Origin of the sequence: Saccharothrix espanaensis DSM 44229 (assembly GCF_000328705.1) — a bacterium.
Taxonomy (GTDB): Bacteria; Actinomycetota; Actinomycetes; order Mycobacteriales; family Pseudonocardiaceae; genus Actinosynnema; species Actinosynnema espanaense.
The window spans coordinates 8,242,754-8,268,034 of sequence record NC_019673.1 but is presented as its reverse complement, the minus strand read 5'-3'; the positions used below and the strand labels follow the sequence as shown (position 1 = coordinate 8,268,034).

Genomic DNA, 25,281 nt, shown 5'->3' with positions numbered 1-25,281 from the left:
GTCGCCGCTGAGCTTACTGGTGTTCCGCCGAACCGGCGCAAGATGATCGGTCTGCCACCGGGTGGGGCCGCCGGGGGATGGGCGGACCGGGACTGGCGAAGTGCCCCGGTCCGCCCGGCACCGACCCCCGCTACGCGTGTTCCGGCGGGCTGATCAAGGACTCCGGGATGGCCGAGTCCTTGGTGCCCCACTTCTCCAGAATCCGCAGGTAGGTGCCGTCTTGGATGAGCTTGTCCACCGCTGCCCGGAATGCCGGCGCGAGCGGTGAACCCTTCTGGAACGCGAATCCGACGTCCAGTCGCTTGAACTCGTTGAGGAACTTGAGGTTCGGCTGGTTGGCGGCGGCGTGCCGCAAACCGTTGATGGTGCTCATCACGACGTCGATGTGCCGCTGCTGCAACCCCAGGTAAACCGCCGCGTTCTCGGCGAAGCCGAGCACCTCGTAGGCGGGTTTCCCGGCGTCCGGGCAGATGTGCTTCTCCTTCTCCAGAGTCGCCTCGAACGTGGTGCCCGCGCCCGTTCCGACCTTCAGGCCGCACAGTTGCAGCAGGTTTTCCACCTTGGTCAGCCGGGTGTCGTCGGCGCGCACGGCGAAGCCCTGGCCGTCGTTGATGTAGGTGACGAAGTCGATGGTCTTCTTCCGCGCCTCGGTGACGCCGAAGTTGCCGGTGCCGACCTGGTACTTGCCGCTGCCCAGCGCGGGCAGGATCACCTCGAACGCGGCCACCTCGCGGTCGATCCGCACGCCGAGCAGCCGGCCGACCGCCTCCGCGAGGTCGACGTCCTGGCCGAGGACCGTCTTGTTGTCCTCCGCGTAGTAGGACGACGGCGGCTGCCCGCCGACCGACGACCCGAACTTGACCACGCCGGCCGCGCGGACGTCCGCGGGCAGCAGTGCCGCGATCGCCTCGTCCTCGGCCAGCCCGGACAGCACGTCCGCGGTGGGCTGGACGCCCGCGCCGGTCGGGTTCGTCGCGCCGGCCGTCGAGCACCCGCCCACCACCAGGGCGAGCAGGCTCAGCAGCATCAACAGGTGTCTGGTGCGCATCTAGTCGTCCTCGGGCAGGTGCTTCTCGAAGGGCAGGTGGCCGACGTCGAGCGGGTCCGCGTCCACGTCGAACAGGGCCGTGTAGCCGGTGGCCAGGTAGAGGCCCTTGGCCTCGGGCTGGCGGGGCCCGGTGGTCAGGAAGACCCGGCGGTAGCCGAACTCCGCCGCGACCCGTTCCAGTTCGGCGACCACCCGGCGGCCCAGACCGCGCCGGCGGTGGCCGGAGTGCGTCCAGATCCGCTTGAACTCGGCGGTGCGCTCGTCGTACCGCATGAACGCGCCGCCCGCGACGGCCGCGCCGTCCTCGACCAGCAGCAGGAGCACGCCGTCGGGCGGGGCGAACAGCGCCGGGTCGTACCGGGTCATCTCCTCGCGCGCGCCCTCGCCGTAGCGGGCCACGTACTCCGCGGTCAGCTCCTGCTTCAGCGGCAGGGTTTCCGGGTCCTCCCAGCGCACCCGGCGGGCCTCGACGGTGTCGACGCTCATCCGTCCACCGCGAGGGATTCCCGCCGGGGCTCCACGACCCGGGTGGCGCGTTCCCGGTCGCGCTTGGCGACCTCCTCGCGGACGATCGGGATCACGTACCGGCCGAAGTCGATGGTGTCGTCCACCATGTCGTAGCCGCGTGCCGACAGGATGTCCACACCGAGGTCGTAGTAGTCCAGCAACGCCTGCGCGACCGTCTCCGGCGTGCCGACCAGGGCGTTGGAGTTGCCCGCCCCGCCGGTCGCGGCCGCCGTGGGCGTCCACAGCGCGCGGTCGAAGCGCTCGCCGCGCTCGGCGATCTCCAGCAGCCGCTGCGAACCGGTGTTCTCCGGGCTGGTCAGGGAGTGCCTGCGGGTCAACGACTTCCCGCCCGTCGTGCGCTGCTTGATCGCGTCGACCGTGCGGTGGGCCTTCGCCCAGGCCAGTTCTTCGGTCGCGCCGAGGATCGGCCGGAACGCCACCTGGATGCGCGGCACGTCGGAGCGCCCGGCGTCCTTCGCCGCCTGCTTGACCGACTCGATCTGGGCGGCGGTGTCGGCCAGCGGTTCGCCCCACAGGCAGAAGATGTCCGCCTCCGCGCCACCGGCCTCGTACGCGGCCGGCGACGAACCGCCGAACGACACGTCCGGGCGTGGTTGCTGTGCCGGGAAGACGTCGCTGACGAAGTCGGCGAACCGGTAGTGCTCGCCCTCGTGGTCGAACGGCTCGCGCGACGTCCACGCCTTCTTGACGATCCCGATGTACTCGCGGGTGCGGGAGTAGCGCTGGTCCTTGGTCAGGTAGTCGCCCTCGCGCTGCTGCTCGTGGTCGGTGCCGCCGGTGATGAAGTGCACGGTCAGCCGGCCGTCGCTGATCTGGTCCAGCGTGGCGAAGGTCTTCGCGGCGAACGTCGGGTAGGAGACGTTCGGCCGGTGCGCCAACAGGATCTGGAGCTTGTCCAGCTTCGTCGCGATGTAGGCGGCGGCCTGCGCGGGCTCGGGCGAGCCGGAACCGTAGGCGAACAGCACCCGGTCCCAGCCGTGCTCCTCGTGCGCGCGGGCCAGCCGCAGCGTGTACTCCTTGTCGAACGACGCGCCGCTGCGGGCGTGCGTCTCCGACCCGTCGTTGGTGCCGCCGATCCCCAGAAACTCAACAGGCACGTCAAGTACCTTCCACGTGGTGGTGCTCGTCCGGAAGTGCTTGCCCGACAAGATGCTCTGCGGGCCGAGCTGTTCGGAATGCGAGTCGTGCAGAGGGAAAGCCCGCGTGCGGGCGGGGAGAGCGCCGACGCGCCGGCGGCGTTGAGGGAGACGCGCGGGGTCGGCGGGCCGGTCAGCCCGAACAGGAAGCGGACCACACCCGACCGAAGTCGATGTGGCCACGGATGACCAGCAGCACGGAATCCACGACCCCAGTCCAGCAGCGCCGGGCGTGGGCGTCAACGACGGTTCGACCACCGTCCAAATGCCGGAATCCCTTGACTTGCCGCGCCGCGGCGAGCCTACGATCGCGACGCGGCGTTGAGGGACGCGGCACCGTCCCGTGTTCCCTCGTGCTCTGGAGACGTCGTGAGCGCTTCGACCGTCGTGTCGCCGCCACAGGCCAGGAAAGTCGCCGAGATAGTGCCGCTGCGCCGGCCGTGGCGCTGGGCGTCGGCGGCGCTGGTCCTGTCGGCGCTGGTGGTGGTCCTCTGGTCGGTGGTGACCAACGAGCAGTTCCAGTGGGGCGTGGTCGCCCAGTACTTCACCACCGAGGCCGTCCTGCGCGGGCTGGGGCTGACGTTGTGGGTCACCGCGCTCACCGTCGTGCTGGGGTTCGTGATCGGCGGCGTGCTGGCCGTGATGCGGCTGTCCGGCAACCCGGTGCTGGTCGGCGTGAGCTGGGGCTACGTCTGGCTGTTCCGGTCCGTGCCGCTGCTGGTGCAGCTGCTGTTCTGGTTCAACATCGGCGCGCTCTACCCGGTGCTCTCCGGTGCCACGCCGATCATCGGCCCGGTCACCGCGGTCATCATCGGGCTGGTGCTGCACGAGGCCGCGTACGCCGCCGAGGTGGTCCGCGGCGGCATCCTGTCGGTCGACGCCGGGCAGGTCGAAGCGGCGCTGGCGCTGGGCATGCGGCGCGGCCGGGTGCTGCGCCGGATCGTGCTGCCGCAGGCGATGCGGGCGATCATCCCGGCCGCCGGGAACATGCTCATCGGCACCCTGAAGGGGACCTCGATCGTGAGCGTGCTGGCCGTGCAGGACCTCCTGTACTCGGTCCAGCTCATCTACAACCGCAACTACCTGATCATCCCGCTGCTGCTGGTCGCCACCGTCTGGTACGTCGTCGTCACCAGCCTGCTCGGCGTCGGCCAGCACTACGTCGAGCGGTTCTACGCGCGGGGCGCGGGGAGGCAGTCGTGACGGTCGCCGTCCAGGTCACCGACCTGCACAAGAGCTTCGGCGGCACGCCCGTGCTGCGCGGCGTGGACCTGTCGGTCGCGCGCGGCTCGGTGACGTGCGTGATCGGGCCGTCCGGGTCCGGCAAGAGCACGCTGCTGCGCTGCCTCAACCACCTGGAGAAGCCCGACCGGGGCGAGATCGAGGTGGACGGCGTGCTGGTCGGGTACCGGCGGCACCGGGGGAAGCTGTACGAGCTGAAGGAACGCGCCGTCGCCGCGCAGCGGGCGTCGATCGGCATGGTGTTCCAGGGTTTCCACCTCTTCGGCCACCTGACGGTGCTGCAGAACGTCGTGGAGGCCCCGATCGGTGTGCTGGGCCTGTCGCGCGCGGCGGCGGAGGAGTCGGCGCGGGCGCTGATCGCCCGGGTCGGCCTGGCCGGCCGCGAGGACGCCTACCCGCGCCAGTTGTCCGGCGGGCAGCAGCAGCGGGTGGCGATCGCGCGGGCGCTGGCCATGCGGCCCGCCGTCATGCTGTTCGACGAGCCCACCTCGGCGCTGGACCCCGAACTGGTCGGAGAGGTGCTGGAGGTGATGCGCGACCTCGCCGCGGACGGGATGACGATGGTCGTGGTCACCCACGAGATCGGGTTCGCCCGCTCCGCCGCCGACACCGTGGTGTTCCTCGACGACGGGCTGGTGGTCGAGTCCGGGCCGCCAGAGGAGGTCCTCGACAACCCGGGGCACGCCCGCACCCGCGAGTTCCTGGCCCGGGTGCGATGAGCGTCGTGGTCCTGGTGGGTGCCGGGCCCCGGGCGTCCGGCCTGCTGGAGCGGATCGCCGCGAACGCGCCGGACCTGCACGGCGGGCCGGTGGAGGTGCACCTGGTCGACCCGTTCGCGGCCGGGTCCGGGCGGGTGTGGCGGCACGAGCAGTCACCGCTGCTGCGGATGAACTCGATGGCCGAGGACGTCACGATGTTCACCGACGAGTCGGTGGTGTGCGAAGGTCCGGTGCGGCCGGGTCCCTCGCTCGCCGAGTGGGCCGCCGATCCGTCCACAGTGGACCTGGACCCGGCGGTGCGCGCGGAGCTGGCGGCGATGGCGCCCACCTCGTTCCCGAGCAGGCGGGTGCAGAGCGCGTACCTGAAGTGGTTCCACCGCAAGGCGGTCGCCGCGCTGCCCGCCGGCAGCTCGGTGCACGTCCACCCGGCGAAGGCGGTCCGGCTGACCGGCTCGGCGCAGGTGCGGCAGCGGGTGTGGCTGGCCGGCCGGTCCGAACCGCTGGTGGCCGACGTGGTCGTGCTCTCGTTGGGGCACCTGGACACCGAGCCGGCGCCGGAACACCTGAAGACGGCCGACTACGCGGCCGAGCACGGGCTGACCTACCTGCCGCCGGACTACACCGCCGACGCGGACCTGTCGTCGGTGCCGGCCGGGGCGGACGTCGTGGTGCGCGGCCTGGGCCTGGCGTTCGTGGACCTCGCGGTGCTGCTGGCGGAAGGTCGGGGCGGCCGGTTCGCGCCGGACGGCGACGGGCTGCGCTACCTGCCGTCCGGCCGGGAACCCCGGCTGCACGTCGGTTCCCGGCGCGGCGTGCCCTACCACTCCAAGACCGGGTACCGGTTGCGGGGCGAGCCCCCCGGCGCGCCGGTGTTCTTCGTGGCGGCCGAGCTGCTGGCCGGTGGCGGCGAGATCGACTTCCGGCGGGACGCGTGGCCGTTGATGGCCAAGGAGATCGCGCACGGGTACTACCGGGAGCTGTTCACCGGACACCCGTCGCGGGTCTCGTCGCCGTGGGCGGAGTTCTCGGCGCGGTTCGCCGAACTGGACTGGTACAGCGCGGAGATGCGCGAGCTGGAGCGGTCCGCCGTGCCCCGGGACGCCGACGTGCTGGACTTCGAGCGGCTCGACCGGCCCATCGACGGGCTGACGTTCGCGACGCCCGAGGCGTTCCAGGAGTTCCTGCTGGGGTACGTGAGGGCGGACGTCGAGCGGCGCTCGTCCAGTGAGCACAGCGCCGACCTGGGCGCTTTCCTGGCCCTGCTGGGGGTGTACGGGCAGCTGGCGGTGCTCGCGGCGTCCGGGCGGCTGGTCGGCGAGGACGGGTGGTGGCACGGGTTCTTCAGCTACCTGGCCAGCGGCCCGCCACCGGACCGGCTGGAGGAGCTGCTCGCGCTGGCACGGGCCGGCGTGGTGTCGTTCCTGGGCGCGGACATGTGGGTCGAGGAGGCGGACGGCCTCTTCCTGGCCGGCAGCGCCAGCGTCCCCGGACACGTGGTGCGGGCGCGCGGGTTGATCGAGGCACGCCTGCCGGTGCACACGCTGGAGCACACCGCGGACCCGTTGCTGCGCTCGTTGGCGGCGGCGGGGGAGGTGTCGGACGTGCGCGGGCTGGTCGGGGTCAGCGCGGACGACAGCCGCCTGCTGGACGCCTCGGGCGCACCCCACCCACGACGGTTCGCGGTGGGGCCGTACACGTCGAACAAGGCTTACGCGGCGTTCGCACGACCCCGGACGAACGCCCCGGCGTTCCGCCAGAACGACGAGGTGGCCCGCTCCCTGCTGCGCTTCCTGGCGGCGACGGAGGTGGACGAGTCCGTGGCGTGACGGCTGACCCCGTGAGCGGGGCTCCGCCCGGAGATCCGCTTCTACCGCCCAGCTGAAGCGGAGGATCAATGCTCTCCCAGGCTGCGGCGCACGTCCATCGACGGCCGGCCCATCACACGGTCGGCTCATCCGCGTCCGAAAGCGGATACCGGCCGGCGCTCGTGCAGCACATCCCCACACGGGCAGTCCGGTTCGCCCACGGGTGGCTCAACCAGCCCTCCGCCTCGTCGGCGCACCGCGCCGGCGCAGTTTCGCCTGAGGTGCTCGCGACGGAGGCGGATGAGTGGCGTGAGCGCTGGCCGCCTTGTCCGAGGGTTACGGGCGGACGCGGTGGAGGAGGGCGTGGCCGAGGTCGTGGAAGTTCTCCGTGTCCAACGACGCCAGGTCGGCTACGGAGATCGCGAAGTCGCCGTTGGGCAGCAGGTCGTAGGAGTCCACGCCGATGACGGCGTCGGGCAGGAACGTGCGCAGCTTGTGGCGCATGCCCGGCCCGTACGTGACCGGGAAGCCGTTGGGGGTGCCCAACAGCACCTGATGGGCGGTCTGCACCGGGGCGTCGAGGTCCGGCACGCCGCCGGTGTGGCTGTCCAGGGCCGGCAGCACGATCCGGTCCGGGTCGTTCGGGTGGTACCAGAGCAGCAGCGGCTTCGCCTGTGCTGCTTCGGCGTTGTCGAAGCAGCACAGGGCGATCGTGTGCCGGGGGAACGCATCCGCGTAGAACCGGAACAGCCCGGGGCTCACGGTCGGGCGCTGGTGCGCGGGAACCTGGTGCAGCGCCTCGGGAATCCGGGTCGGGTCGGCGGCCAGGACGATCGTGTACACGTCGTGCTCGAACACCTCGACCGGCTCGGCGTCCATCCACGCCACCGACCCGGCCGCTGCCACCGCCACCGGCCCGGCGGCGTTCGCCATCCGGGTCAGGACGTCGGTGTGGCGGCCCACCGGGATGAAGTTCGCGCGGGTCATCCCGGTGGCCGGCAGGTGCAGCAGCATCGAGTTCGGGCCGTCCGCCAGGTTGACGGCCGTGTTCTGGTAGCCCAGGACCTCGATGTGGCCGTGCTCCGGGTGCTCGCACCGGCCGCCGTACAACGTCGTCCCGCTGAACCGCGCCGGACCCGAGGAAACGCACATGGCCGCGACCCTACGCGACCGACGTGTACCGGCCCTGGAACCGCACCAGCGGGGAGTTCCCGGCGCTGTGCTGGATCTCCAGCGGTTCGCCGACCAGCGCCACGTGGTCGCCCACCGCGATCCGCCGGGCGGTCCGGCAGCGCAACCGCACCGGCGCGTCCAGCAGGTGCGGCACACCGTCCTCATCGGACCGCCAGCGGGTGTCCGGGTGGCCCCAGCGGTCCGCGCCGGTCTTCGCGAACAGGTCGGACAGGCCGGTCTGGCCGCTGTGCAGCAGGTGCACGGCGAACACCGGCGCGGTGCGCAGCACCGGCCACGCCGACGCGCCCTCGCCGATCCACACCACGATCAGCGGCGGGTGCAGGCTGGCCGAGGTGAACGAGCTCACCGTGACGCCCACCGGGCCGTCCGGTCCGCTCGCGGTCACGATCCCGACGCCCTGCGGGAAGTCGCGCAGGGCGGCCCGCAGCTCGTCGCCCACCCCGCTCATCGCTCGACCCCGACCGGCGCGGTGAACCAGCCCGCCTCGTCGAGCTGCCCGCCGAGCGCGCCGATCAGCCGGGTCTGGTCGGCGGTGAGGGTCGCCTCGTTGACGAACAGCCCTCGGCCCGGCACCGCCGCGCCGAGTTCCGCGAGCAGCGGCTTGAGGTGCAGCTCCACCGCCAGCGCGTGCTTGTCGGCCGCCGCGACCAGCAGCGGCACGGCGGTCTTGCCGCGCAGCCAGTCGCCGGGGGCCTGGTCGAGCACCGCCTTGAGCAGGCCGGTGTAGGTGGCCTTGTAGGTGGGCGAGGCGACCACCAGGACGTCGGCGTTGGCGAGGTTGTCCAGCGCCTCGCGCACGGCCGTCGAGCCCGGCCGGAACACCTCGGGCGCGAGCTCGGCCGCGTCGACCAGCGGACCGTTGGGCGCGACCTCGTGGCCCTGCTCGGTGAGGGACCGGCGGACGGCCTCGCGCAAGGCCAGCGCCGCGTTCAACGTTCGGGAGGCCGGGCGCGGATTGCCGACCAGTGCGCCGACGACGAGTGGCTGGGTCATGCACCCGAGCATTCCAACGTCGTGGGCGGCCCTCAAGGTCGTCCAACGGGCGGGACACCCCCACGGTGGTGCTAGAACTCGGCCGGCGACCCCGGTGAGGGGCCGCCGGCCGAGGGGGCGGACGTCGTGCCGCCGGCCGGTGTCAGGCGACCGAGGAGAGCACCGAGTCGATCCGGGTGGCGATCCGGTCGTTGTCGGTCGGGGCGAGGCTGAGCCAGCCGTTCTCGCGCACCATCAGGTACCGGCCCTGGGTGGTGTCGAACCAGGTGATGAGCACGCCCGCCCGGGTCGCCCGGAAGCCGCCGCCGGTGGTCACGCCGAACTGGCCGCCGGCCACCCGGCCGGTCGCGAGCTCGCCGATCGCGGCGGCGTCCTCGCGGGACAGGCCGGCCTTCTGCAACGCCTCGCGCTCGTCCAGCTCACCGCCGCCCCACGGGTCGTCGCCGTCGCCGTCCTCCTGCTGCTCCTGCTGGAGCGCGACGGCCTCGCTGAGCGTCTCCAGCCGCACCGACAGCGCGCTGCCCGGCCCGGCCGTGCCGCGCGGCAGCACCTCCACGATGGACCGCGCCAGCGCCGTCGGCCGGATCTCCAGCACGCCGATCTTGCCGCTGTCCACGACCGCGAGGACGGCCCGCCGACCGTCGGCGGCGGCCACCGCCCGCACCGGGCGGTCGACGTGCGCCACCGCGTCCACCGCGACCCGGTGGTCGGCGAGCAGGCGCAGCAGGTCGACCAGGCGGGGGTCGGGCTCGCCGTACTCGGCCAGCACCTGCGCCCGCAGCCGGGCGCGCTCCTCGGCGGTCGTGCCGACGCTCGGCACGTCCAGCGGGTAGGGCAGCCGGCCCAGGCCCTGGTCGTGCCACAGCACGTCCAGCTCCCGGGGGCTGAGCACGAACTGCGGCTCGATCACTGGTCGCCGCCCTTCTTCTTCGGCTTGGTGCCGCCGATCACCGACGGGGGCAGGTTCTCGCCGGGCACCTCGAAGATGTCCTCGCCGCGGATGTAGGCCGCGGACCGGTGCTCCTTGTCCTCGCCGCCGTGGCCGCCACCGCCGCCGTAACCGCCACCGCCGCCACCCGCACCACCGCCGCCGGGACCGCTGGGCGGGGTGTAGCCGGTGGACCCCGGCGCCATCGGGGCCATCACCGCGGACGCCGCCTGGGTCGTGCCGGTGGGGGCGCTCGCGACCTGCGCGTCGGCCAGCGTGGGCGCGCCCGCCGTCGCCATCATCAGCGGCTGCGGCTCCTCGACCCGGCCGGTGACCGGGTTGAACGGCGCGGTGAACAGCGGGGTGGTCTCGTCGACCGCGCGCGACTCGTTCTCCATGGTGGTCATCACCGCGACGGCCTGCTCGTGCGCCGCGCGGGACTGGTCGTTGGCCGCCTGCACGTCGGTCGCCGAGTTCAGGAAGCCCTGGATGCCGCCCGCGGTGAACGCGCCGGTGGCCTGGTCCCAGTCGAACGCGATCGGCTCGGGCATGCTCGCCCGCGCGTTCTCCATGATGTGGCTCTGGTCGTCGACCCGCTTGCCCACCTCGACGGCGGTCGCCGCGGTCTGCGTCACCCAGTCGGCGAGCAGCTTCACGGCGGCGCGCGCGCCGTCCGCGGCCTCGCCGGTCCAGCCCGTCTCGGTGGCCGCCACCCGCTCGGTGATGACCCGCGCGGACTCGGTCAGCTCAGTGCCGAACTGGCCCCACTCCGCGCCGATCTCGCCGGTCTGGCCGGGGTCGTTGTTGTTGTGCACCGACTCGTAGAGCTCCTGGTGCGACCGGGACGCCCAGTTCTGGGTGTCGGTCAGGACGAGGTCGATCCTCTGGTCAGCCATCGCTCGCCCTCTCAGTTCCCGCTCAGGCGGGTCAGCTCGGCGCGGTGTTCCTCGTCGACCGCCAGGAAGTTGCGGATCGCGCTGCGCACGGAGTCGTGCGTCTGCTGGAGGACCTCGCGGTAGGCGGTCATCACCGAGACGAAGGACAGCTCGTCGCCCTCGGCGCGGGCCTCGAACTTCTGGGCCATCTTGTCGCCGACCGGGTTCGCGCCCAGCGGGGCGGGACGCGCCAACCGGCCGGCGCGCTCCAGCCAGGAGTCGACCTGGTCGATCTGCTCCTGGAGCATCTTGCGCATGTCCTCGCCGGTCGCGGGGTCGAGCATCACCCGCCCGGAGTTCACGGTCTCCTGCAACGCGAGGACCTGGCCGTCGACCTTCTTGGGGTCCGCGGCGTCACGGGCGGGACGGCCCGCCTCGGCCTCTTCATTCCCTGGTTCGGCGATGTACATCGGATTCCCTCGCGGAGGCAGCCTGCTGGACTGAACCCAGGGTCACCCTCGCCTCCAACGCCCGCCCAACGCGCGGCCAACGCCCGCCGCGATCACGCCGCGTCGGCGGATCCGAGGAGGTCGGGCACTATGCGAAACTCTCCGACTACAGGGTGACAACGCTGAAAGGTTTCAGGATGCGGGTGAACCTGCTCGGCCCTGTTGAGCTCGTTTCCGCAGATGGCGGGGCTGTCCGGCTGGGCGCGGCGAAGCGCCGGGCGGTGCTGGCGGCGTTGGCGCTGGAACTCAACCGGGTGGTGTCGGGCGACCGGCTGCTCTCGCTGGTGTGGGACGGCTCACCGCCGCCGCAGGCCAAAGCCGCCCTTCAAGGACATATCGCCCAACTGCGCAAGGTGCTGGCGGACGGCGTGGCGCTGATCACCCGGGCGCCCGGCTACGTGCTGACCGGGGACCGGGACGCGGTGGACGTGTTCCGGTTCGAGGACCTGGTCGCCACCGCCCGCGACGCCGCCGACGAGGTCGCGGTGGGCCTGCTGACCGGCGCGCTGGCGCTGTGGCGCGGCCCGGTGCTGGCCGACGTGCCGGGCGCGGAGGTGCGCGAGGCGGTCACCGCGAAGCTCGACGAGCTGCGGCTGGTCGCCGTGCAGGAGCTGGCCACCCGGCTGTTCCGGCTCGACCGGGCGGCCGAGGCGGTGTCCGGGCTGCGCGACGCCGTCGCCGAGCACCCGCTGCGCGAGCCGCTGGTGGCCCGGCTGGTGCTGGCGCTGCACTGGACCGGGCGGCAGGCCGAGGCGCTGGAGCTGTTCCACCACACCCGCGGCGAGTTGGCCGAGGAGCTGGGCGTCGACCCCGGCCCCGAGCTGCGCGACGCCTACCAGACCGTGCTGGCCGGCGACACCGCGCCCAAGCCGGTCGAACGGGGACCGGTGCCCGCGCAGCTGCCCCGCGAGCACCGGGGGTTCGTCGGCCGCGAGCCGGAGCTGTGCGACCTCGCCGAGAGCCTGGGCGGCGACTCGGCGATCGGGCTGCTGGTGGGTCCGGCCGGGGTCGGGAAGACGGCGCTGGCGCTGCGCTGGGCGCACCGGGTGGCCGCGGAGTTCCCGGACGGGCAGCTGTTCGTGAACCTGCGCGGGTTCGACGAGACCGAGCCGCTGGACCCGCGCACCGCGCTGGTCGGCTTCCTGCGCGCGCTCGGCCTGGCCGACTCGCAGATCGCCGGCGACCTGGAGGCGCAGGCCGCGCAGTACCGGTCGCTGCTGGCCGGGCGGCGGGTGCTGGTCCTGCTGGACAACGCCCGGTCGGCCGAGCAGGTCCGGCCGCTGCTGCCCGGCTCGGCCGGGTGCCTGGTGCTGGTGACCAGCAGGCACCGGCTCGACGACCTCGTGGTGACCGAGGGCGCGTCCGCGCTGCACGTCCAGACGCTGCCCGAGGAGAGCGCGGAGAGCCTGCTGGCGGCCGTGCTGGGCCGGCACCGGATCGACCAGGAGCCCGAGGCCGTCGCGGAGCTGGCCGAGCTGTGCGACCGGCTGCCGCTGGCGCTGCGGATCGCCGGCGCGCGGCTGGCGTCCCGGCCGCGCTGGACGATCCAGTCGCTGGTGGACGAGCTGCGCGACGAGCAGCACCGGCTGTCCGCGCTGGAGCTGCCCGAGGCCGGGCGGGGCGTGCACGCGGCGCTGGCCGTGAGCTACCGGGAACTGCCCGAGGGCGCCGCGCGGCTGCTGCGCAGACTCGGCCTGCACCCCGGCACCGACCTGGACAGCTACACCGCCGCCGCGCTGCTGGACATCAACGTCGTCAGCGCGCGCACCCACCTGCGCACGCTCGCCTACGCCAACCTGCTGCACGAGTCCACGCCCGACCGGTACTCGCGGCACGACCTGGTGCGGCTGTTCACCCACCACCTGGCGGCCGGCGAGTCCGAAGTGGATACCGCCGAGTCGACCTCCCGGCTGCTGGACTACTACCTGCACGTCGCGGACTCCGGCCGGGCGCACCTGTCGGACCACGTGCGGCCGTTCGGCCCGCGCGAGCACCGGCCCGCGAGCTTCCCGGAGCTGTCCTCGCACGCCGCCGCGCTGGACTGGTTCACGCTGGAGGAGGCGAACCTGGGGCTGGCGCTGGACATCGCGCTCAACAGCGGGCAGCGCGAGCGGACCTGGCAGCTCGCGCTGTGCCTGGACGCCTTCCACTTCCGGCGCGGCAACCGGCTGGACCGCCTGGCGCTGTGCCGCATCGGGTCCGCGGCGGCGCACGACCTGGGCGACGCGCACGCGGAGGCGACCTTCCTGCTGCGGCTGGGTTCCACGCTGGCCGAGCTGGGCCGGATCGAGGAGGCCATCCAGACCTGCACGCGGGCCGCGGAACTGGCGGGCGACGACCGGCACCTGGGCGTGGCGGCGCTGGCGAACCTGGGCTACTGCCTGATGGCGGACGACCAGCTGGACCGGGCGCAGGCGACCATCCTGGAGGCGCTGGAGATCGCCCGCGAGGTGGGCGACGAGCGGTCGCAGGCCAGCGTCCAGAACAACCTGGCGAACGTGCTGCTGCGCAAGCACCAGCCGGAGGAGGCGCTGCGGTACGCGGCGGAAGCGCTGACCCTGTTCACGGCGGTCGCGCCGTCGAAGGCGCACACGGCCACGTTGCACACCGTGGGCACGGCGTCGTTGCAGCTCGGCCGGCTGGACGAGGCACTGGAGTCCTACCGGGCGGGGCTGGCGCTGGCCGAGCGGCTGGGCGACCGGTACCAGGAAGCCCTGTGCCACCGGGAGATCGGCGACGTGCTGGAGAAGACCGAGGGCCTGGACGCGGCCGTGCCGCACTGGCTGGCGGCCCTCCAGCTCTACCGCGACCTCCGCCTGGCCGACGCCGACGACGTGGCCCGCAAACTCGACCCGAACGTCGTCACGACCTGACGTCCGCCCGGCGGTCAGCTTTTCGACTTCCACTTCCAGATGAAGAAGGCGTTGATCACGAGATTCCACACCCCGAGCGGCAGGGCTACGTCGAAGTAGCCCAGTTGTCGGTTGTGGTCGGCCGCGCCGGCTTGCGCCGCCAGCGTTATCAGCCACGCGCCCGACAAGGACCAGAACCAGGAGAAGGTGAGCACCGCGATCTTCTCGCCGCGTGACGTCCAGACCTTCCTGTGCCACTCGCCGTGGCTGTCGATCCGGCGCACGTCCACGTCGACCAGGTTGAGGTAGCCGGTGAGCTTCGGCGGTCCGTCGACGTGGAGGAGGACGTAGAGCTCGTACTTCCTCGTGAGCAGGCCAGGGCCGATCAGGAGCTTCGTGCCGTCGATGACGAGATCGGGTACGGACGTGGTGACGTGCTTCGGTCGTGGCTCCGCCTTGACGACGTGGCCGATCGGCACGCCGAGGTCGAAGACTATCGGCCGACCGCCGTCGTAATGACTGCTCGCGATGTCCCGCTGCCCCCGCGTCGCCAGCCTGACGGTGACGTAGTGAGGCGTTTCGAACGGAGATTCCACGATGTCGCGGTAGTGCTCTATCCCGATGTCCTCCATCATTTTTTCCACTATGGGCCAGCCGTCCCCGAGGTCACTGTTCTTGACCACGGGAAGTTCCTCGACCTTGTACAACCCGAAGAAGAGCCGTCTTCTGGGACCGGAGGCGTTGTAGGTCACGAAGATCATGATCGGCGTCGCGACCACTGCGACGACCACCGCCGCGATCGCCCAGAAGGTGGACGAGACGTACCAGTCTTCGGCGACGGTCACGCCTCATCCTAGCCGGCGCGACCAGGACGCGGGCAGGTCGAAGTGGAAGCCGCTGACAACCAGGAGGAACGCCGCCCAACGGGTCGGGTGGCCCTTCTGGTCACGGCGAAGAAGAAGAGTGCCGAAACGACCGGTGCGCTGAACGCGGCCAAGACGACCATCCGCACACCGCGATCCTTGATCAGGGCCAACGGCTGGGGAACCGTCGCCGAGCCCAGTACGTAGACGGGCAGGAGTGCGTAATTCACGACCTTCAGCACTCTGCGCACGCGGCGGACAGATCGTCTGCGCACGTCCCAGAGTCGTTCGACCTCCTCCGTGGGCATTCCGGACAGGACCGCTTCGAGCTTGTCGTGCGGCAGGTTGGCGAGCTTCAGGTCGTCCGCCCGCCGCCGATGCCCCCACGAATGCACCACCTTCCCGATGCGGCCCCACCAGACCATCGGAAGGCCCCAGAACTGGAAGCCGTCGACCTTCCGCCCGGCCCACCACGCCGCCCAGGCGTCCCGGTAGTCGATGGACCGCACCGGCGTGGGTCAGCTCACGGCGTCGGCCGCCGCGCGGCCCGCGACGCGGCCGGAGAACAGGCAGCCGCCGAGGAAGGTGCCTTCCAGGGCGCGGTAGCCGTGGATGCCGCCACCGCCGAAGCCCGCCGCCTCGCCTGCCGCGTAGACCCCGGCGAGCACGGTGCCGTCCTCCCTGAGCACCCGGCCCGACAGGTCGGTGTGCAGGCCGCCCAACGTCTTGCGGGTCAGCACCGACAGGCGCACCGCGATCAGCGGGCCGGCCTTCGGGTCCAGCAGCGGGTGCGGTTCGACCACCCGGATCAGCTTGTCGGTCAGGAACCTGCGGGCCTCGCGCATGGCGTTGACCTGCATGTCCTTGCCCAGCCCGGAGATCACCTGCCGGTCGCGCTGCACGATGACCCGGTGCAGCGCCGCCGCGTCGATCAGGTCGGAGCCGGCCAGCTCGTTCATGCCCGCCGCCAGTTCCGCGACGCTGCGCGCCGAGATGAACTCACTGGACCGATTGGCGAACTCCTCCACGGGCGCGACCGCGCCGGGCAGCGCGCGCTTGAGCACCTGCTTGACGTCCTTGCCCGTCAGGTCCGGGTTCTGCTCGGACCCCGACAGGGCGAACTCCTTGCCGATGATCCGCTGGTTGAGCACGAACCACGAGTACCCGTAGCCGGTCTTCACGATGTGCTCCAGCGAGCCCAGCGCGTCGAAACCGGGGAACAGCGGGATCGGCAGGCGTTGCCCGGTCGCGTCCAGCCACAGCGACGACGGGCCGGGCAGGATGCGGATGCCGTGCCGGCTCCAGATCGGCGCGAAGTTCGCGATCCCCTCGGGGTAGTGCCACATCCGGTCCTCGTTGACGATCCCACCGCCCGCGCCCTGCACGACCTGGAGCATCTTGCCGTCGACGTGGTCGGGCACGCCGGAGAGCAGGTGCTCGGGCGGCGTGCCCATCCGGGCGGGCCAGTTGCGGCGCACCATCTCGTGGTTGCCGCCGATGCCGCCGGAGGTGACGATCACGGCCTGCGCGCGCAGCTCGAAGTCCTCGGCCCTGACGCGGGAGCTGGGTTCGCCCCGGCCGACCGCGCTGGGCTCCAGCACCTCGCCGCGCACGCCGTCCACGACGCCGCCGGTGGTGGTCAGCCCGGTGACCCGGTGCCGGAACCTGAGCTGCACGAGACCGCGGGCCGCGGCGGCGCGCATGCGGCGTTCGAACGGCTCGACGACGGCCGGACCGGTGCCCCACGTGACGTGGAACCGGGGCACCGAGTTGCCGTGCCCGTCGGCCAGGTAGCCGCCGCGCTCGGCCCACTGCACGAACGGGAACCAGCGCATGCCCAGGTCGTGCAGCCACCGCCGCTTCTCGCCGGCGGCGAAGTGCACGTACGCCTCGGCCCACTTGCGCGGCCAGTGGTCGGTGTCGCGGTCGAACCCGGCCGAGCCCAGCCAGTCCTGCAACGCCAGGTCGGCGGTGTCCTTGACCTTGAGCCGGCGCTGCTCGGGCGTGTCGACCAGGAACAACCCGCCGAACGACCAGAACGCCTGGCCGCCCAGGGACGCCTCCGGCTCCTGGTCGAGCAGGATCACCCTGCGACCCGCGTCGGCGAGCTCGGCGGTCGCGACGAGCCCCGCGAGGCCGCCACCGACGACGATGACATCCGCGTCCTGTGCCATCGGGCGAGTCTAGGTCCAATGTCCTGATCGGGCATGAGACTTGAAGAAGATTCACTTTCGCGCCGGACGGGTCACCCGTTCACCCGGATGCCCGCACGGGCGTTGCTCGCGCGCGGCACCGACGGCCGCGCTCGGGCGGCACCGACGGCGGTCTCGACCGGGAGTGCCGACGGTGTCGCCGAGCGGTTCGCCGAAGCCTTCGCGGATGATCTCCGAACCCGCCCGGCCAACCACTCAATTCCGGTCACGAACGTTTTCCGGTCCAGCGGAATCGGTTACCACCCGTCATGGTTCCGGGCGGGCATCCGGCACGGTTCGGCGCACGGCATACCGCGGGTAGGTGTCGGTGGACGACCGGCCGCCGGGGCCGGGAAAGAGCGAATCGACCGCGCGCGTTCGGCGGGGGGACCAGGAGCGCGCGGTCGATTCGGTCGGGGCCGCCGGCCGTTCGGTGAGGGGGTTCCGCCCGGCCGACGGCGGCCGGGTCGCGCGGGCGCACCGGAGACGTCTCGGGGAGAGGATCCGCCGCGCCCGATGGGGGGAACGGGCTTCGGTGACCCTGACGTCCGGGCGGCATCCGCGCGCCGACCACCCGTACAACGGGCGATATAGCACAGGTGTTCCCGGGGTGTCCAGGGTCACTACACAGAGTCGCCGCGGAGCTCGGTCATCCTCCGTTCGGCGGCGGCCAGCCGGTCACGTGCCGCAACCGCCTTGCGCTGAGCCCGCTGGACCCGCGTCGCGGCCTCCTGCTCGGCCTGCTGCGCCCGGCGAAGCTCGGTGCGCAGCGCTGCCGCGTGGTCCTCCCGCTCGACCAGCGCGGCCTCCGCCTCGCCGACCGCCGCGTCCGCCGACCCCACCTCCGTGTGGGCGTGCGTGATGTCGTCCCGCGCCTCCGCCAGCTTCCGCTCCCGCCGCTGCTCACGGCGGGGTGCGAGGTCGTCGCGGACCGGCGTTCCGGTCTCGGCCAGCGGTCCGAACCCGGACTGGTCGACGGGCTTGACCAGCCGCCCGGCCCGGATCCGCGCGGCCAGCACGGCGTCGGCCATCGCGGCGGTCAGGGTGGACCGCACCTGCTGCACGGCGTCCGGCCCCAGCGGGGTCCCGGCGTCGCGCGCGAGGTCCTCGGTGAGCCGCACCAGCGCACCCAGCACGACCCGGCGCCGGGCACCCAGCTCGCGCAGCGCGCCACCCCGCAGCTCCTCCTGCGCGGCCCGCAGCTGATCACCCAGAGCCACCGCGTCGGCCAGCTCGGCGGCCCCGAACCGGGCCAGCCGGTTGAGCGCCCACGCCGACGCGGTGGGCTTGCGCAGCGCGGCGATCTCCTTGGCCAGGTCCTTGTCACCGTGCTCCAGGGCGGCCCGCGCGTGGGCGTCCCGGGCCGCGACGAACCGCGCCGGCGCGAGCGCGTACAGCTCGTCGGCTACCCGGTCGATCGGTTCCGCGTCCACGATGTCCACCAGTGTGCTCGTCATCGTGTTGATGTGCGATTTGTTACCCGTCCAGGACGACGTCCAGGGTTTCACCGTTGACAGTGTTTGACATTCCGGCCGGTCGGCTCTTGACTGGAGGTGTCGCCCCGGTCCGGAACCGGCGCGGCGCTTCGCGCACGGGTGCGCAATACCCCGTTCAGTCCAATGTGGACATCTTTATTGGGCTGTTCGTCTGATTGTCGTGGAAGACCCGGACAGATGTGCTTGCGCCTATCTTTCCCCACGAAGGGTTTGCGCCGTGATCAACTCAGGAAGCCGGTGGAGACACCGCACCAGTGCGGCCCTGCTGGCCGCCGTACTGGGCACGACTGGGTTCGGCTTCGCCGCCGCTCCGGCCGTCGCGCAGGAAGCGCCGAACGCCCCCACCTCCACCGACAAGGGCCTGGACAAGCAGGACCGCGACCAGCTGGCCAAGGCCGAGAAGGCCGGCCAGGACAACGTCACGCTGCTGGTCGCCGCCGAACCGGGCAAGCTGGACTCCGCGGCGAACGACCTCAAGGCCCTCGGCGGCGTCGTCGAGTCGACCGAGCGGGACGTCGAGTACCTCAAGGTCTCCGTGCCGCGCGGCAACGCCGAGAAGGCCGCCAAGCTGGCCTCGGTGAACGCGATCGACGTCGACGGCCTGGTGGCGCTGGACAACCCGCGCCCGGACGGCGCGACCACGCCGCTGCCGCAGACCGCGCCGGGCCCGAAGACGCCCAAGAAGAACCCGTACATGCCGATCCAGGACACCAAGGCGGCGCAGTTCACCGACGAGCACCGCAACTGGGACGGCCGCGGCACCACGATCGCCATCCTGGACAGCGGCATCGACCTGGACCACCCGGCGCTGGCCACCACGTCCACCGGTGAGCGCAAGATCGTCGACTGGTACAACGCCAACGCCACCAACTCCGGCGACGGCACGTGGGTGCAGGTCGGCGGCCGCTACAACGGCCCGTTCAGCAACGGCGGCGTGGCCTACAAGGCCCCGGCGACCGGCGGCCCGTTCAGCTTCGGCCTGTTCCGCGAGACCGCGGGCGACCTGGGCCTGGCGGCCAGCGAGACCGGCGGCGACATCAACCGCGACGGCGACCGCGTGGACGCGTTCGGCGTGCTGCAGGACATCACCACCAAGGAAGTCCGGGTGGACGTCGACGGTGACGGCGACTTCACCGACGAGCGCGCCATGATCGACTACAAGGTCAAGAAGGACGTCGGCCACTTCGGCGCGGACAACCCCGGCACCCCGGTGCTGGACACCGTGGCGTTCGTGGTGCAGACCGACCGCTCGATCTACGACAACGCCGGCCAGGCGTACGTCAACATCGGCATCTCGGCCGCCGCGCACGGCACGCACGTCGCCGGCATCACCGCCGCCAACAAGCTGTTCGGCGGCAAGGCCACCGGCGCGGCCCCCGGCGCGAAGCTGATGGCGGTCAAGGTCTGCCTGTCGACCCCGTCGTGCACCTCCTCCGGCCTGATCGACGGCGTGCTCTACGCCGCGCGCAACGGCGCGGACGTCGTCAACATCTCGATCGGCGGCCTGCCGGCCCTCAACGACGGCAACAACGCGCGGTCGGAGCTCTACAACCGCACCATCGCCGAGTACAACATGCAGATCTTCATCTCGGCGGGCAACAGCGGCGCGGGCGCGAACACCGTCGGCGACCCCTCGGTGACGACGGACGCGATCAGCGTCGGCTCGTACATCACCAGGGACACCTGGCTGTCCAACTACGGCTCGGTCACCGCGCAGAAGGAGAACCTGCACGGCTTCTCGTCGCGCGGCCCGCGTGAGGATGGCGGCTTCAAGCCGAACATCGTCGCGCCCGGCTCGGCGATCTCGACCGTGCCGCAGTGGCAGGTGCCCGGCCCGGTGGCCGGCACCTACGACCTGCCGCCCGGCTACGCCATGTTCAACGGCACGTCGATGGCCTCCCCGCAGGCGACCGGTGCCGCGGCGCTGCTCGTCAGCGCGTTCAAGGCCGAGCACAACGGCGAGCGCCCGACCGTGCTGGAGCTGCGCAACGCCATCCACTCCGGCGCCAAGTGGGTCTCCTCGCTCAAGGCCTACGAGCAGGGTGCCGGCCTGTTCGACGTGCAGCGCTCGTGGCAGCAGCTCAACGCCCACCCGAACGTGCAGAACGTCACCACCTCGGTCACCGTCAACACGGCGCTGTCGGCCCTGCTGCCGACCCCCAACACCGGCGTGGGCATCCACGACCGCGAGGGCGTGACCATCGGCAAGGAGTACGTGCGCACGTACACCCTGACCCGCACCACGGGCCCGAACCGCAACCAGCAGTTCCTGGTCAACTGGCAGGGCAACGACGGGACGTTCTCGTCCAAGTCCCTGGTCAGCCTGCCGCTGAACACGCCGGTCAAGTTCGACGTCAAGGTCAAGCCCACCAAGGCGGGCGCGCACTCGGCCGTGCTGAAGCTGGACAACCCGAACACCCGCGGCATCGACGTGTTCACCCTGAACACGGTCTTCGCCGGTGACGAGTTCGTCGAGGCCAAGAAGTTCGCGGTGACCAAGACGGGCACCATCGCGCGCAACCAGTCGCAGAGCTTCTTCGTGAAGGTGCCGGTCGGCACCAGCGCGCTGAAGGTCGACCTGGCGGGCGGCGGCACCGAGGCGGGCAAGGGCCAGGTCCGGTTCCTGCGCTACGACCCGTACGGCGTGCCGGCGGACACCACCACCACGACCAACTGCTACAACCCGGACGCGGGCGCGGGCTGCGCCGGTGGCACGCCCACCAGCCGCACGGTCGCCAACCCGATCCCGGGCGTGTGGGAGATCGTGGTCGAGGCGCGTCGCACCTCGGACGCGGACAACGCCCCCTACACCGTGACGGCGTCGGTGCTCGGCACGTCGGTCAGCCCCGACCCCGACACCATCGCGTCGGCCACCGCGGGCGTCGGCATCGAGCGCAGCTACACGGTGAAGAACACCCTCGCGGCGTTCAACGGCCGGCTCGTCGGCGGCGAGCTGTCCAGCGCCAAGATCGGCCGTCCCGCCATCGCCGAGGGCGTCTCGCAGCTCTACGACGTGACCGTCCCGGCGGGCTCCACCTCGCTGCGGGCGACCATCGGCCGGCCGAGCGACATCTCGGCCGACCTCGACCTGTTCGTCTACAACTGCACCACGGGCACGTGCGTGCTGTTCGGGCAGACGGCCGACGGTGACTCCGAGGAGTCGTTCACGGTGAACAACCCGGCCGCGGGTGCCTGGCGCATCCAGGTCGACGGCTACGCCGTGCCGTCCGGCACGACGGAGTACGACTACATCGACGTGTACGCGGTGGCCGGTCTCGGCACCGTGACCGTGACCGACACCAACGCCGACCGCACGGCCGGCGCCACGTGGACCGTCCCGGGCGTCGTGACCGCCACCGGCCAGGCCGGCTCCGGCCGCGTCCTGCGCGGCGAACTCACCGTGCAGACCGGTGAGGGCGCTGTGGTCGGGCGCAGCGCGGTGATCGTCCAGAACGTGGTCTGATCACCCTGATCGAACACAGGGCCACCCCCGGTTCGCCGGGGGTGGCCCTGCTGCATGTCGAACGGGCGAGCGGCCTCATCCGACCGTGCGTGCCGGGCGAGCTACCGCGATCTGCGGCACGCCGTCCGGGGGGCGATCCCCGCCCCGACACGCTGCGGATCGGTCCGGTGCCGGGCCTGGGCTTCGGGCTGCCGGCACGTCCCGACCGACGACGTCACGGCCAGGCTGGACCGACACCTCGCAGGCGGCGAGCGCGCGCCACGCCGGTGCGCGCCATCGTCAAGGCGTCGGGTCCGGGCGGCTGATGGGTTCGTCCACGTCGACCTGTCGCACGCTCTCCACTGCGGTCACCCGGCCCACGTCGCCCACCGGCACCGATACCCGGAGGTAGCCGATCGACGTGTCCGTCGCCTCGACGGTCGCGCCCAGTTCGCGCAGGGTGGTGGCTGTCCGTTCGGTCGCGCCGGCTTCCGTGGAGATCACCAGGACCACGTTCGTCACGCCGTCGCGCTGGGCCTTGGCCAGCACGTCCTTGCCGTGCGGGCTCAGTTTGGCGGGCACTGGCACCTCCGTGGGCGGCGGCGGGGTGGTCGGGGTCGCGGTACTGGTCGAGGCCGTCGCGGTGGCGGTCGAGGACGGTGGTGTCGACGACGGGGGTGTCGAGGCCGGACCGTGGTCGATGACCGGCGACGCGCAGCCGGCGACCAGCAAGCACAGCAGACCCAGCACTGGTCGCTTCATCCGTACCCCTCCCGAGGTGTTCTGACACCTGGACGGATCAACTGCCCCGGTTGGTTGCCTCCGGACCGCTGAACGCGTGCACCCGCTCCTCGCCGTCGGCGCTCTCGCCGAACACCCGGTTGTCCGACCCGGACGCCGGGCTGTCCCGGGTGGCCCGCTGCGGCGGCAGGTCGCGGACCCGCACCTGCGGCAGCGCCTCCGGGTGACGGGTCCGCAGCCACGCCACCAGGTGCTCCCGCACGACGCACCGCAGGTCCCACAGCCGGCCCGCGTCGGTGGCGCTGACCAGCGCGCGGACCCGCACGAACGAGCCGACCGCGCCGGTCACCTGGACCACGCACACCCGGCCGTCCCACAGGTCCACGGTCTCCACCGCGTGCCGCAGCTCCTGCCGCAGGTCCTCCACCGGCACGTTCCAGTCGACGTCCAGCTCCACCGTCCCGAGCAGCGCCGACTGGGTCCGCGTCCAGTTCTCGAACGGGGTCTTGAGGAAGTACGCGGTGGGCAGGATCAGCCGCCGGTCGTCCCACAGGTGCACCACGACGTAGGTCAGCGTGATGTCCTCGACCCGCCCCCACTGCTCCTCGACCACCACGACGTCGTCGAGCCGCAACGCGTCGGAGAACGCGATCTGCACCCCGGCGAACACGTTGCCCAGCAACGACTGCGCCGCCAGCGCCGCGATGGCACCGATCACACCGGCCGACGCCAGCAAGCTCGTGCCGGCCGCCCGCGCCGCCGGGAACGTCATGAGCACCGCCGAGGCGGCCAGCAACCCGACCACCACGACGGTGACCCGCCGCACCAACGTGATCTGGGTGTGCACCCGCCGCGCGTGCCGGTTGTCGGAGACGTCGACCCGGATCCGCGCCAGCGTGGCGTCCTCGGCGACCACCAGCAGCGCCCCGAGCAGCCACGCGCCGGCCAGGATGAGCGCTATCCCGACGCCGTGCACCACCGCCGGCCGCCACTCGCCGCGCGCCACGACCCCGAGCGAGAACTGCACCGCCACCAGCACGGCCACCAGCAGGGCGGGTTTGTGCGCGTGCCGGGCCAGCCCGGCGAACAGGGCGGACCGGCGACCGATCCGCCGCACCACCCGGTGCACGAGCGCCACGGCCACCAACGCGACCAGCACCGACCCGGCGAACGTGAGCACAGCGACGAGCACAGACCCCTCCTCTTCGTAGACACGTCCACCTGCCGTACCCACCGGGCGGAACGCCCATTCGCCGGCAGGACATTTGTCACGTCCGCGCGGGTTCGGCCGGCAGGGTGAGTCGCGCGCGGCCGAACGGTGTCATCGCGCGGATCCGGCACCGACGATCGTGCCGCGGCCGGCAGAGTCGATCCGTGACACCGCCACCGCCGGTCGACCCCGCCATCCAGGCCGCGCACATCACGCGGCGCGGCGCGCTGCTCGCGGCGGTGCTGGCGGCCCTGATCACCGCGACGGCGACGGGCGTGGGCGCGTACTTCGCCGGGCGCAAGGAAGGTGTGGCCGCCGCGCAGACGGTCACCGTCGTGCAGACCGTGGTCTCGACGGCGACGGCACCGCCGAGCGGCTCGTCCGATCCCGCCGCGCCCACCAGGGCGGCGAACGGTGGGGCGTCGCTGCTGGACCTGAACACCGTCGAGGAGTACGGCTACTTCACGGTCTCGTTGCAGAAGGTGGACACCAAGGAGTACCCGCGCGCCGTGACGGCGTGGCTGGGCGCGTGCGGCAAGCGTGGCGAGCAGGCGTTCCGCGAGTACCACCTGGACCGCAAGTACCAGCGGTTGCAGATGAAGGTGGGGCTGTCGGACGGCTCGAAGAGCGGTTCCAGCGCCGAGTTCCGGGTGCTGGTGGACGGGCAGCCGGTCTCCTCGGCGACCACCCAGGTCGGGCTCGGCCAGGTGCGGGACGTCGAGGTGGACGTGACGAACGCGCTGCGGGTGCGGTTGGAGGCGCGGTTCGTCGGTGCCGGCTGCTTCAACGACCACCAGGCCGGCGCGGCGTGGATCGGGCTTTCCCTGGGGTAGCCGCCGGGTGCGGGTCAGCCGTCGGGCAGGCAGTGGGCCATCTTGCCGACGAACGCGACCAGCCGGTCGGCGGTGAAGCGCTCGGGGTCGGTGATCGCGAGCCGGCCCGCCATCTCGGCCAGGGCGAGCATGGTGTGGCCGAGCAGCTCGGCGTCGATCTCGTGGCTGCCCAGGGCTTTGAGGCCCAGGTCGGCCAAGGCGTTGACCTGTTCGGTGATCTGGGTGCGGACCAGTTCGACCTGCCGGCGGAACTCGACGGGCGTGCCCTCCGGCGGGAGCAGGACCAGCCGCCAGCGGTCCGGGGTCGCCACGACCGCGTTGACGAACGCGCGCACGGCGTCGGTGTAGAGGTCTTCCGGGGAGCGGTCGTCAAGGCCCGGCGGGACGGCTTCCAGCACCTGGTCGGTGGCGCGTTCGGCTTCCCGGGTGAGCAGGGCGGCGATCACCTCGGCGCGGTTGGCGAACAGCTCGTAGACGACCGGTTTGGTGACGCCCGAGCGACGGGCCACCGCCTCCATGGTCAGCGCGTCGAACCCGCCCCCGGCGATCAGGGCCAGCGCGCCGTCCAGCAGCTGGTCGCGGCGCTGCCCGGGAGGCAGCCGCGGGGCGTACTTGCGGCGCGTTGTGCTCACCCCACCATGTTGCTACGGTGGCGTAGCTTTCACAAAGCTACGC

Annotated in this window: 23 protein-coding genes; 7 read left to right on the top strand and 16 right to left on the bottom strand. The window is 72.0% G+C overall.

Annotated elements, in window-relative coordinates; genetic code table 11:
• Positions 1-130: 130 nt before the first annotated feature.
• From BN6_RS36135 to BN6_RS36125, 3 genes are read right to left on the bottom strand one after another with little or no spacing between them, the layout of a single operon-like run.
• The gene (locus tag BN6_RS36135; protein ID WP_015104815.1) at positions 131-1,048 is read right to left on the bottom strand and encodes a transporter substrate-binding domain-containing protein; all 918 of its coding nucleotides are present in this window, start codon (positions 1,046-1,048) and stop codon (positions 131-133) included.
• Positions 1,049-1,534, bottom strand: coding sequence for a GNAT family N-acetyltransferase (locus BN6_RS36130; protein WP_015104814.1), 486 nt, complete (start codon positions 1,532-1,534; stop codon positions 1,049-1,051).
• The gene (locus BN6_RS36125) at positions 1,531-2,673 is read right to left on the bottom strand and encodes an LLM class flavin-dependent oxidoreductase (protein ID WP_041315332.1); all 1,143 of its coding nucleotides are present in this window, start codon (positions 2,671-2,673) and stop codon (positions 1,531-1,533) included. The genes BN6_RS36130 and BN6_RS36125 overlap by 4 nt, the downstream gene beginning before the upstream one ends.
• A 408-nt stretch (positions 2,674-3,081) precedes the next feature.
• Here BN6_RS36125 and BN6_RS48265 point away from each other — a divergent pair, with 408 nt between their 5' ends.
• The 3 genes from BN6_RS48265 to BN6_RS36110 are packed head-to-tail and all read left to right on the top strand — an operon-like array spanning position 3,082 to position 6,499.
• The gene (locus tag BN6_RS48265; protein ID WP_015104812.1) at positions 3,082-3,915 is read left to right on the top strand and encodes an amino acid ABC transporter permease; all 834 of its coding nucleotides are present in this window, start codon (positions 3,082-3,084) and stop codon (positions 3,913-3,915) included.
• Positions 3,912-4,673 (top strand): amino acid ABC transporter ATP-binding protein, encoded by a 762-nt coding sequence (locus BN6_RS48260; protein WP_015104811.1) that lies wholly within the window; start codon positions 3,912-3,914, stop codon positions 4,671-4,673. Before BN6_RS48265 ends, BN6_RS48260 begins: the two co-directional genes overlap by 4 nt.
• Entirely contained in the window at positions 4,670-6,499 is a 1,830-nt protein-coding gene (locus tag BN6_RS36110; protein WP_041315326.1) for an FAD/NAD(P)-binding protein, read from the top strand. Before BN6_RS48260 ends, BN6_RS36110 begins: the two co-directional genes overlap by 4 nt.
• 315 nt (positions 6,500-6,814) lie before the next feature.
• On the opposite strand, the gene BN6_RS36105 is transcribed toward BN6_RS36110, so the two are convergent.
• The 6 genes from BN6_RS36105 to BN6_RS36080 all read right to left on the bottom strand — a co-directional run bounded on the left by BN6_RS36105 (position 6,815) and on the right by BN6_RS36080 (position 10,938).
• The gene (locus BN6_RS36105; RefSeq protein WP_015104809.1) at positions 6,815-7,630 is read right to left on the bottom strand and encodes a hypothetical protein; all 816 of its coding nucleotides are present in this window, start codon (positions 7,628-7,630) and stop codon (positions 6,815-6,817) included.
• Between the two features lie 10 nt (positions 7,631-7,640).
• Complete coding sequence (locus tag BN6_RS36100) at positions 7,641-8,120, bottom strand: flavin reductase family protein (RefSeq protein WP_015104808.1); 480 nt, start codon at positions 8,118-8,120, stop codon at positions 7,641-7,643.
• The gene (locus tag BN6_RS36095) at positions 8,117-8,665 is read right to left on the bottom strand and encodes an NADPH-dependent FMN reductase (protein WP_063641990.1); all 549 of its coding nucleotides are present in this window, start codon (positions 8,663-8,665) and stop codon (positions 8,117-8,119) included. The genes BN6_RS36100 and BN6_RS36095 overlap by 4 nt, the downstream gene beginning before the upstream one ends.
• Positions 8,666-8,807: 142 nt before the next feature.
• Entirely contained in the window at positions 8,808-9,575 is a 768-nt protein-coding gene (locus BN6_RS36090) for an ESX secretion-associated protein EspG (RefSeq protein ID WP_015104806.1), read from the bottom strand.
• Positions 9,572-10,489, bottom strand: coding sequence for a PPE domain-containing protein (locus BN6_RS36085; protein ID WP_015104805.1), 918 nt, complete (start codon positions 10,487-10,489; stop codon positions 9,572-9,574). The genes BN6_RS36090 and BN6_RS36085 overlap by 4 nt, the downstream gene beginning before the upstream one ends.
• An 11-nt stretch (positions 10,490-10,500) precedes the next feature.
• A complete protein-coding gene (locus BN6_RS36080) occupies positions 10,501-10,938 on the bottom strand; it encodes a hypothetical protein (RefSeq protein WP_015104804.1) in 438 nt (145 codons plus the stop codon).
• Positions 10,939-11,114: 176 nt separating this feature from the next.
• Here BN6_RS36080 and BN6_RS36075 point away from each other — a divergent pair, with 176 nt between their 5' ends.
• Entirely contained in the window at positions 11,115-13,850 is a 2,736-nt protein-coding gene (locus BN6_RS36075; RefSeq protein ID WP_015104803.1) for an AfsR/SARP family transcriptional regulator, read from the top strand.
• Between the two features lie 14 nt (positions 13,851-13,864).
• On the opposite strand, the gene BN6_RS42725 is transcribed toward BN6_RS36075, so the two are convergent.
• The 4 genes from BN6_RS42725 to BN6_RS36055 form a co-directional block, all read right to left on the bottom strand.
• Positions 13,865-14,674, bottom strand: coding sequence for a hypothetical protein (locus BN6_RS42725; RefSeq protein WP_015104802.1), 810 nt, complete (start codon positions 14,672-14,674; stop codon positions 13,865-13,867).
• Positions 14,675-14,682: 8 nt separating this feature from the next.
• On the bottom strand, positions 14,683-15,201 hold the full coding sequence (locus BN6_RS36065) for a hypothetical protein (protein ID WP_015104801.1): 519 nt from the start codon (positions 15,199-15,201) through the stop codon (positions 14,683-14,685).
• 9 nt (positions 15,202-15,210) lie between these two features.
• Positions 15,211-16,866: an FAD-binding dehydrogenase gene (locus BN6_RS36060; protein ID WP_015104800.1), complete on the bottom strand. Its 1,656-nt coding sequence runs from the start codon at positions 16,864-16,866 to the stop codon at positions 15,211-15,213.
• Between the two features lie 641 nt (positions 16,867-17,507).
• A complete protein-coding gene (locus BN6_RS36055) occupies positions 17,508-18,341 on the bottom strand; it encodes a hypothetical protein (RefSeq protein ID WP_015104799.1) in 834 nt (277 codons plus the stop codon).
• 256 nt (positions 18,342-18,597) lie between these two features.
• On the opposite strand from BN6_RS36055, the gene BN6_RS36050 reads away from it, so the two are divergent.
• On the top strand, positions 18,598-21,843 hold the full coding sequence (locus BN6_RS36050; protein WP_015104798.1) for a S8 family serine peptidase: 3,246 nt from the start codon (positions 18,598-18,600) through the stop codon (positions 21,841-21,843).
• Between the two features lie 279 nt (positions 21,844-22,122).
• Here BN6_RS36050 and BN6_RS36045 read toward each other — a convergent pair whose 3' ends face one another.
• Positions 22,123-22,404, bottom strand: a complete 282-nt coding sequence (locus BN6_RS36045) for a hypothetical protein (protein ID WP_041315321.1) — start codon at positions 22,402-22,404, stop codon at positions 22,123-22,125.
• Positions 22,405-22,414: 10 nt separating this feature from the next.
• On the opposite strand from BN6_RS36045, the gene BN6_RS36040 reads away from it, so the two are divergent.
• Positions 22,415-22,609, top strand: coding sequence for a hypothetical protein (locus BN6_RS36040; protein WP_148303151.1), 195 nt, complete (start codon positions 22,415-22,417; stop codon positions 22,607-22,609).
• A 12-nt stretch (positions 22,610-22,621) separates the two neighbouring features.
• On the opposite strand, the gene BN6_RS36035 is transcribed toward BN6_RS36040, so the two are convergent.
• Positions 22,622-23,755: a mechanosensitive ion channel family protein gene (locus tag BN6_RS36035; RefSeq protein ID WP_015104796.1), complete on the bottom strand. Its 1,134-nt coding sequence runs from the start codon at positions 23,753-23,755 to the stop codon at positions 22,622-22,624.
• Between the two features lie 182 nt (positions 23,756-23,937).
• Here BN6_RS36035 and BN6_RS36030 point away from each other — a divergent pair, with 182 nt between their 5' ends.
• Complete coding sequence (locus BN6_RS36030) at positions 23,938-24,606, top strand: NPCBM/NEW2 domain-containing protein (protein WP_041315315.1); 669 nt, start codon at positions 23,938-23,940, stop codon at positions 24,604-24,606.
• 14 nt (positions 24,607-24,620) lie between these two features.
• Here the strand turns inward: BN6_RS36030 and BN6_RS36025 are convergent, their stop codons facing one another.
• Entirely contained in the window at positions 24,621-25,238 is a 618-nt protein-coding gene (locus BN6_RS36025) for a TetR/AcrR family transcriptional regulator (RefSeq protein WP_015104794.1), read from the bottom strand.
• Between the last annotated feature and the right edge of the window lie 43 nt (positions 25,239-25,281).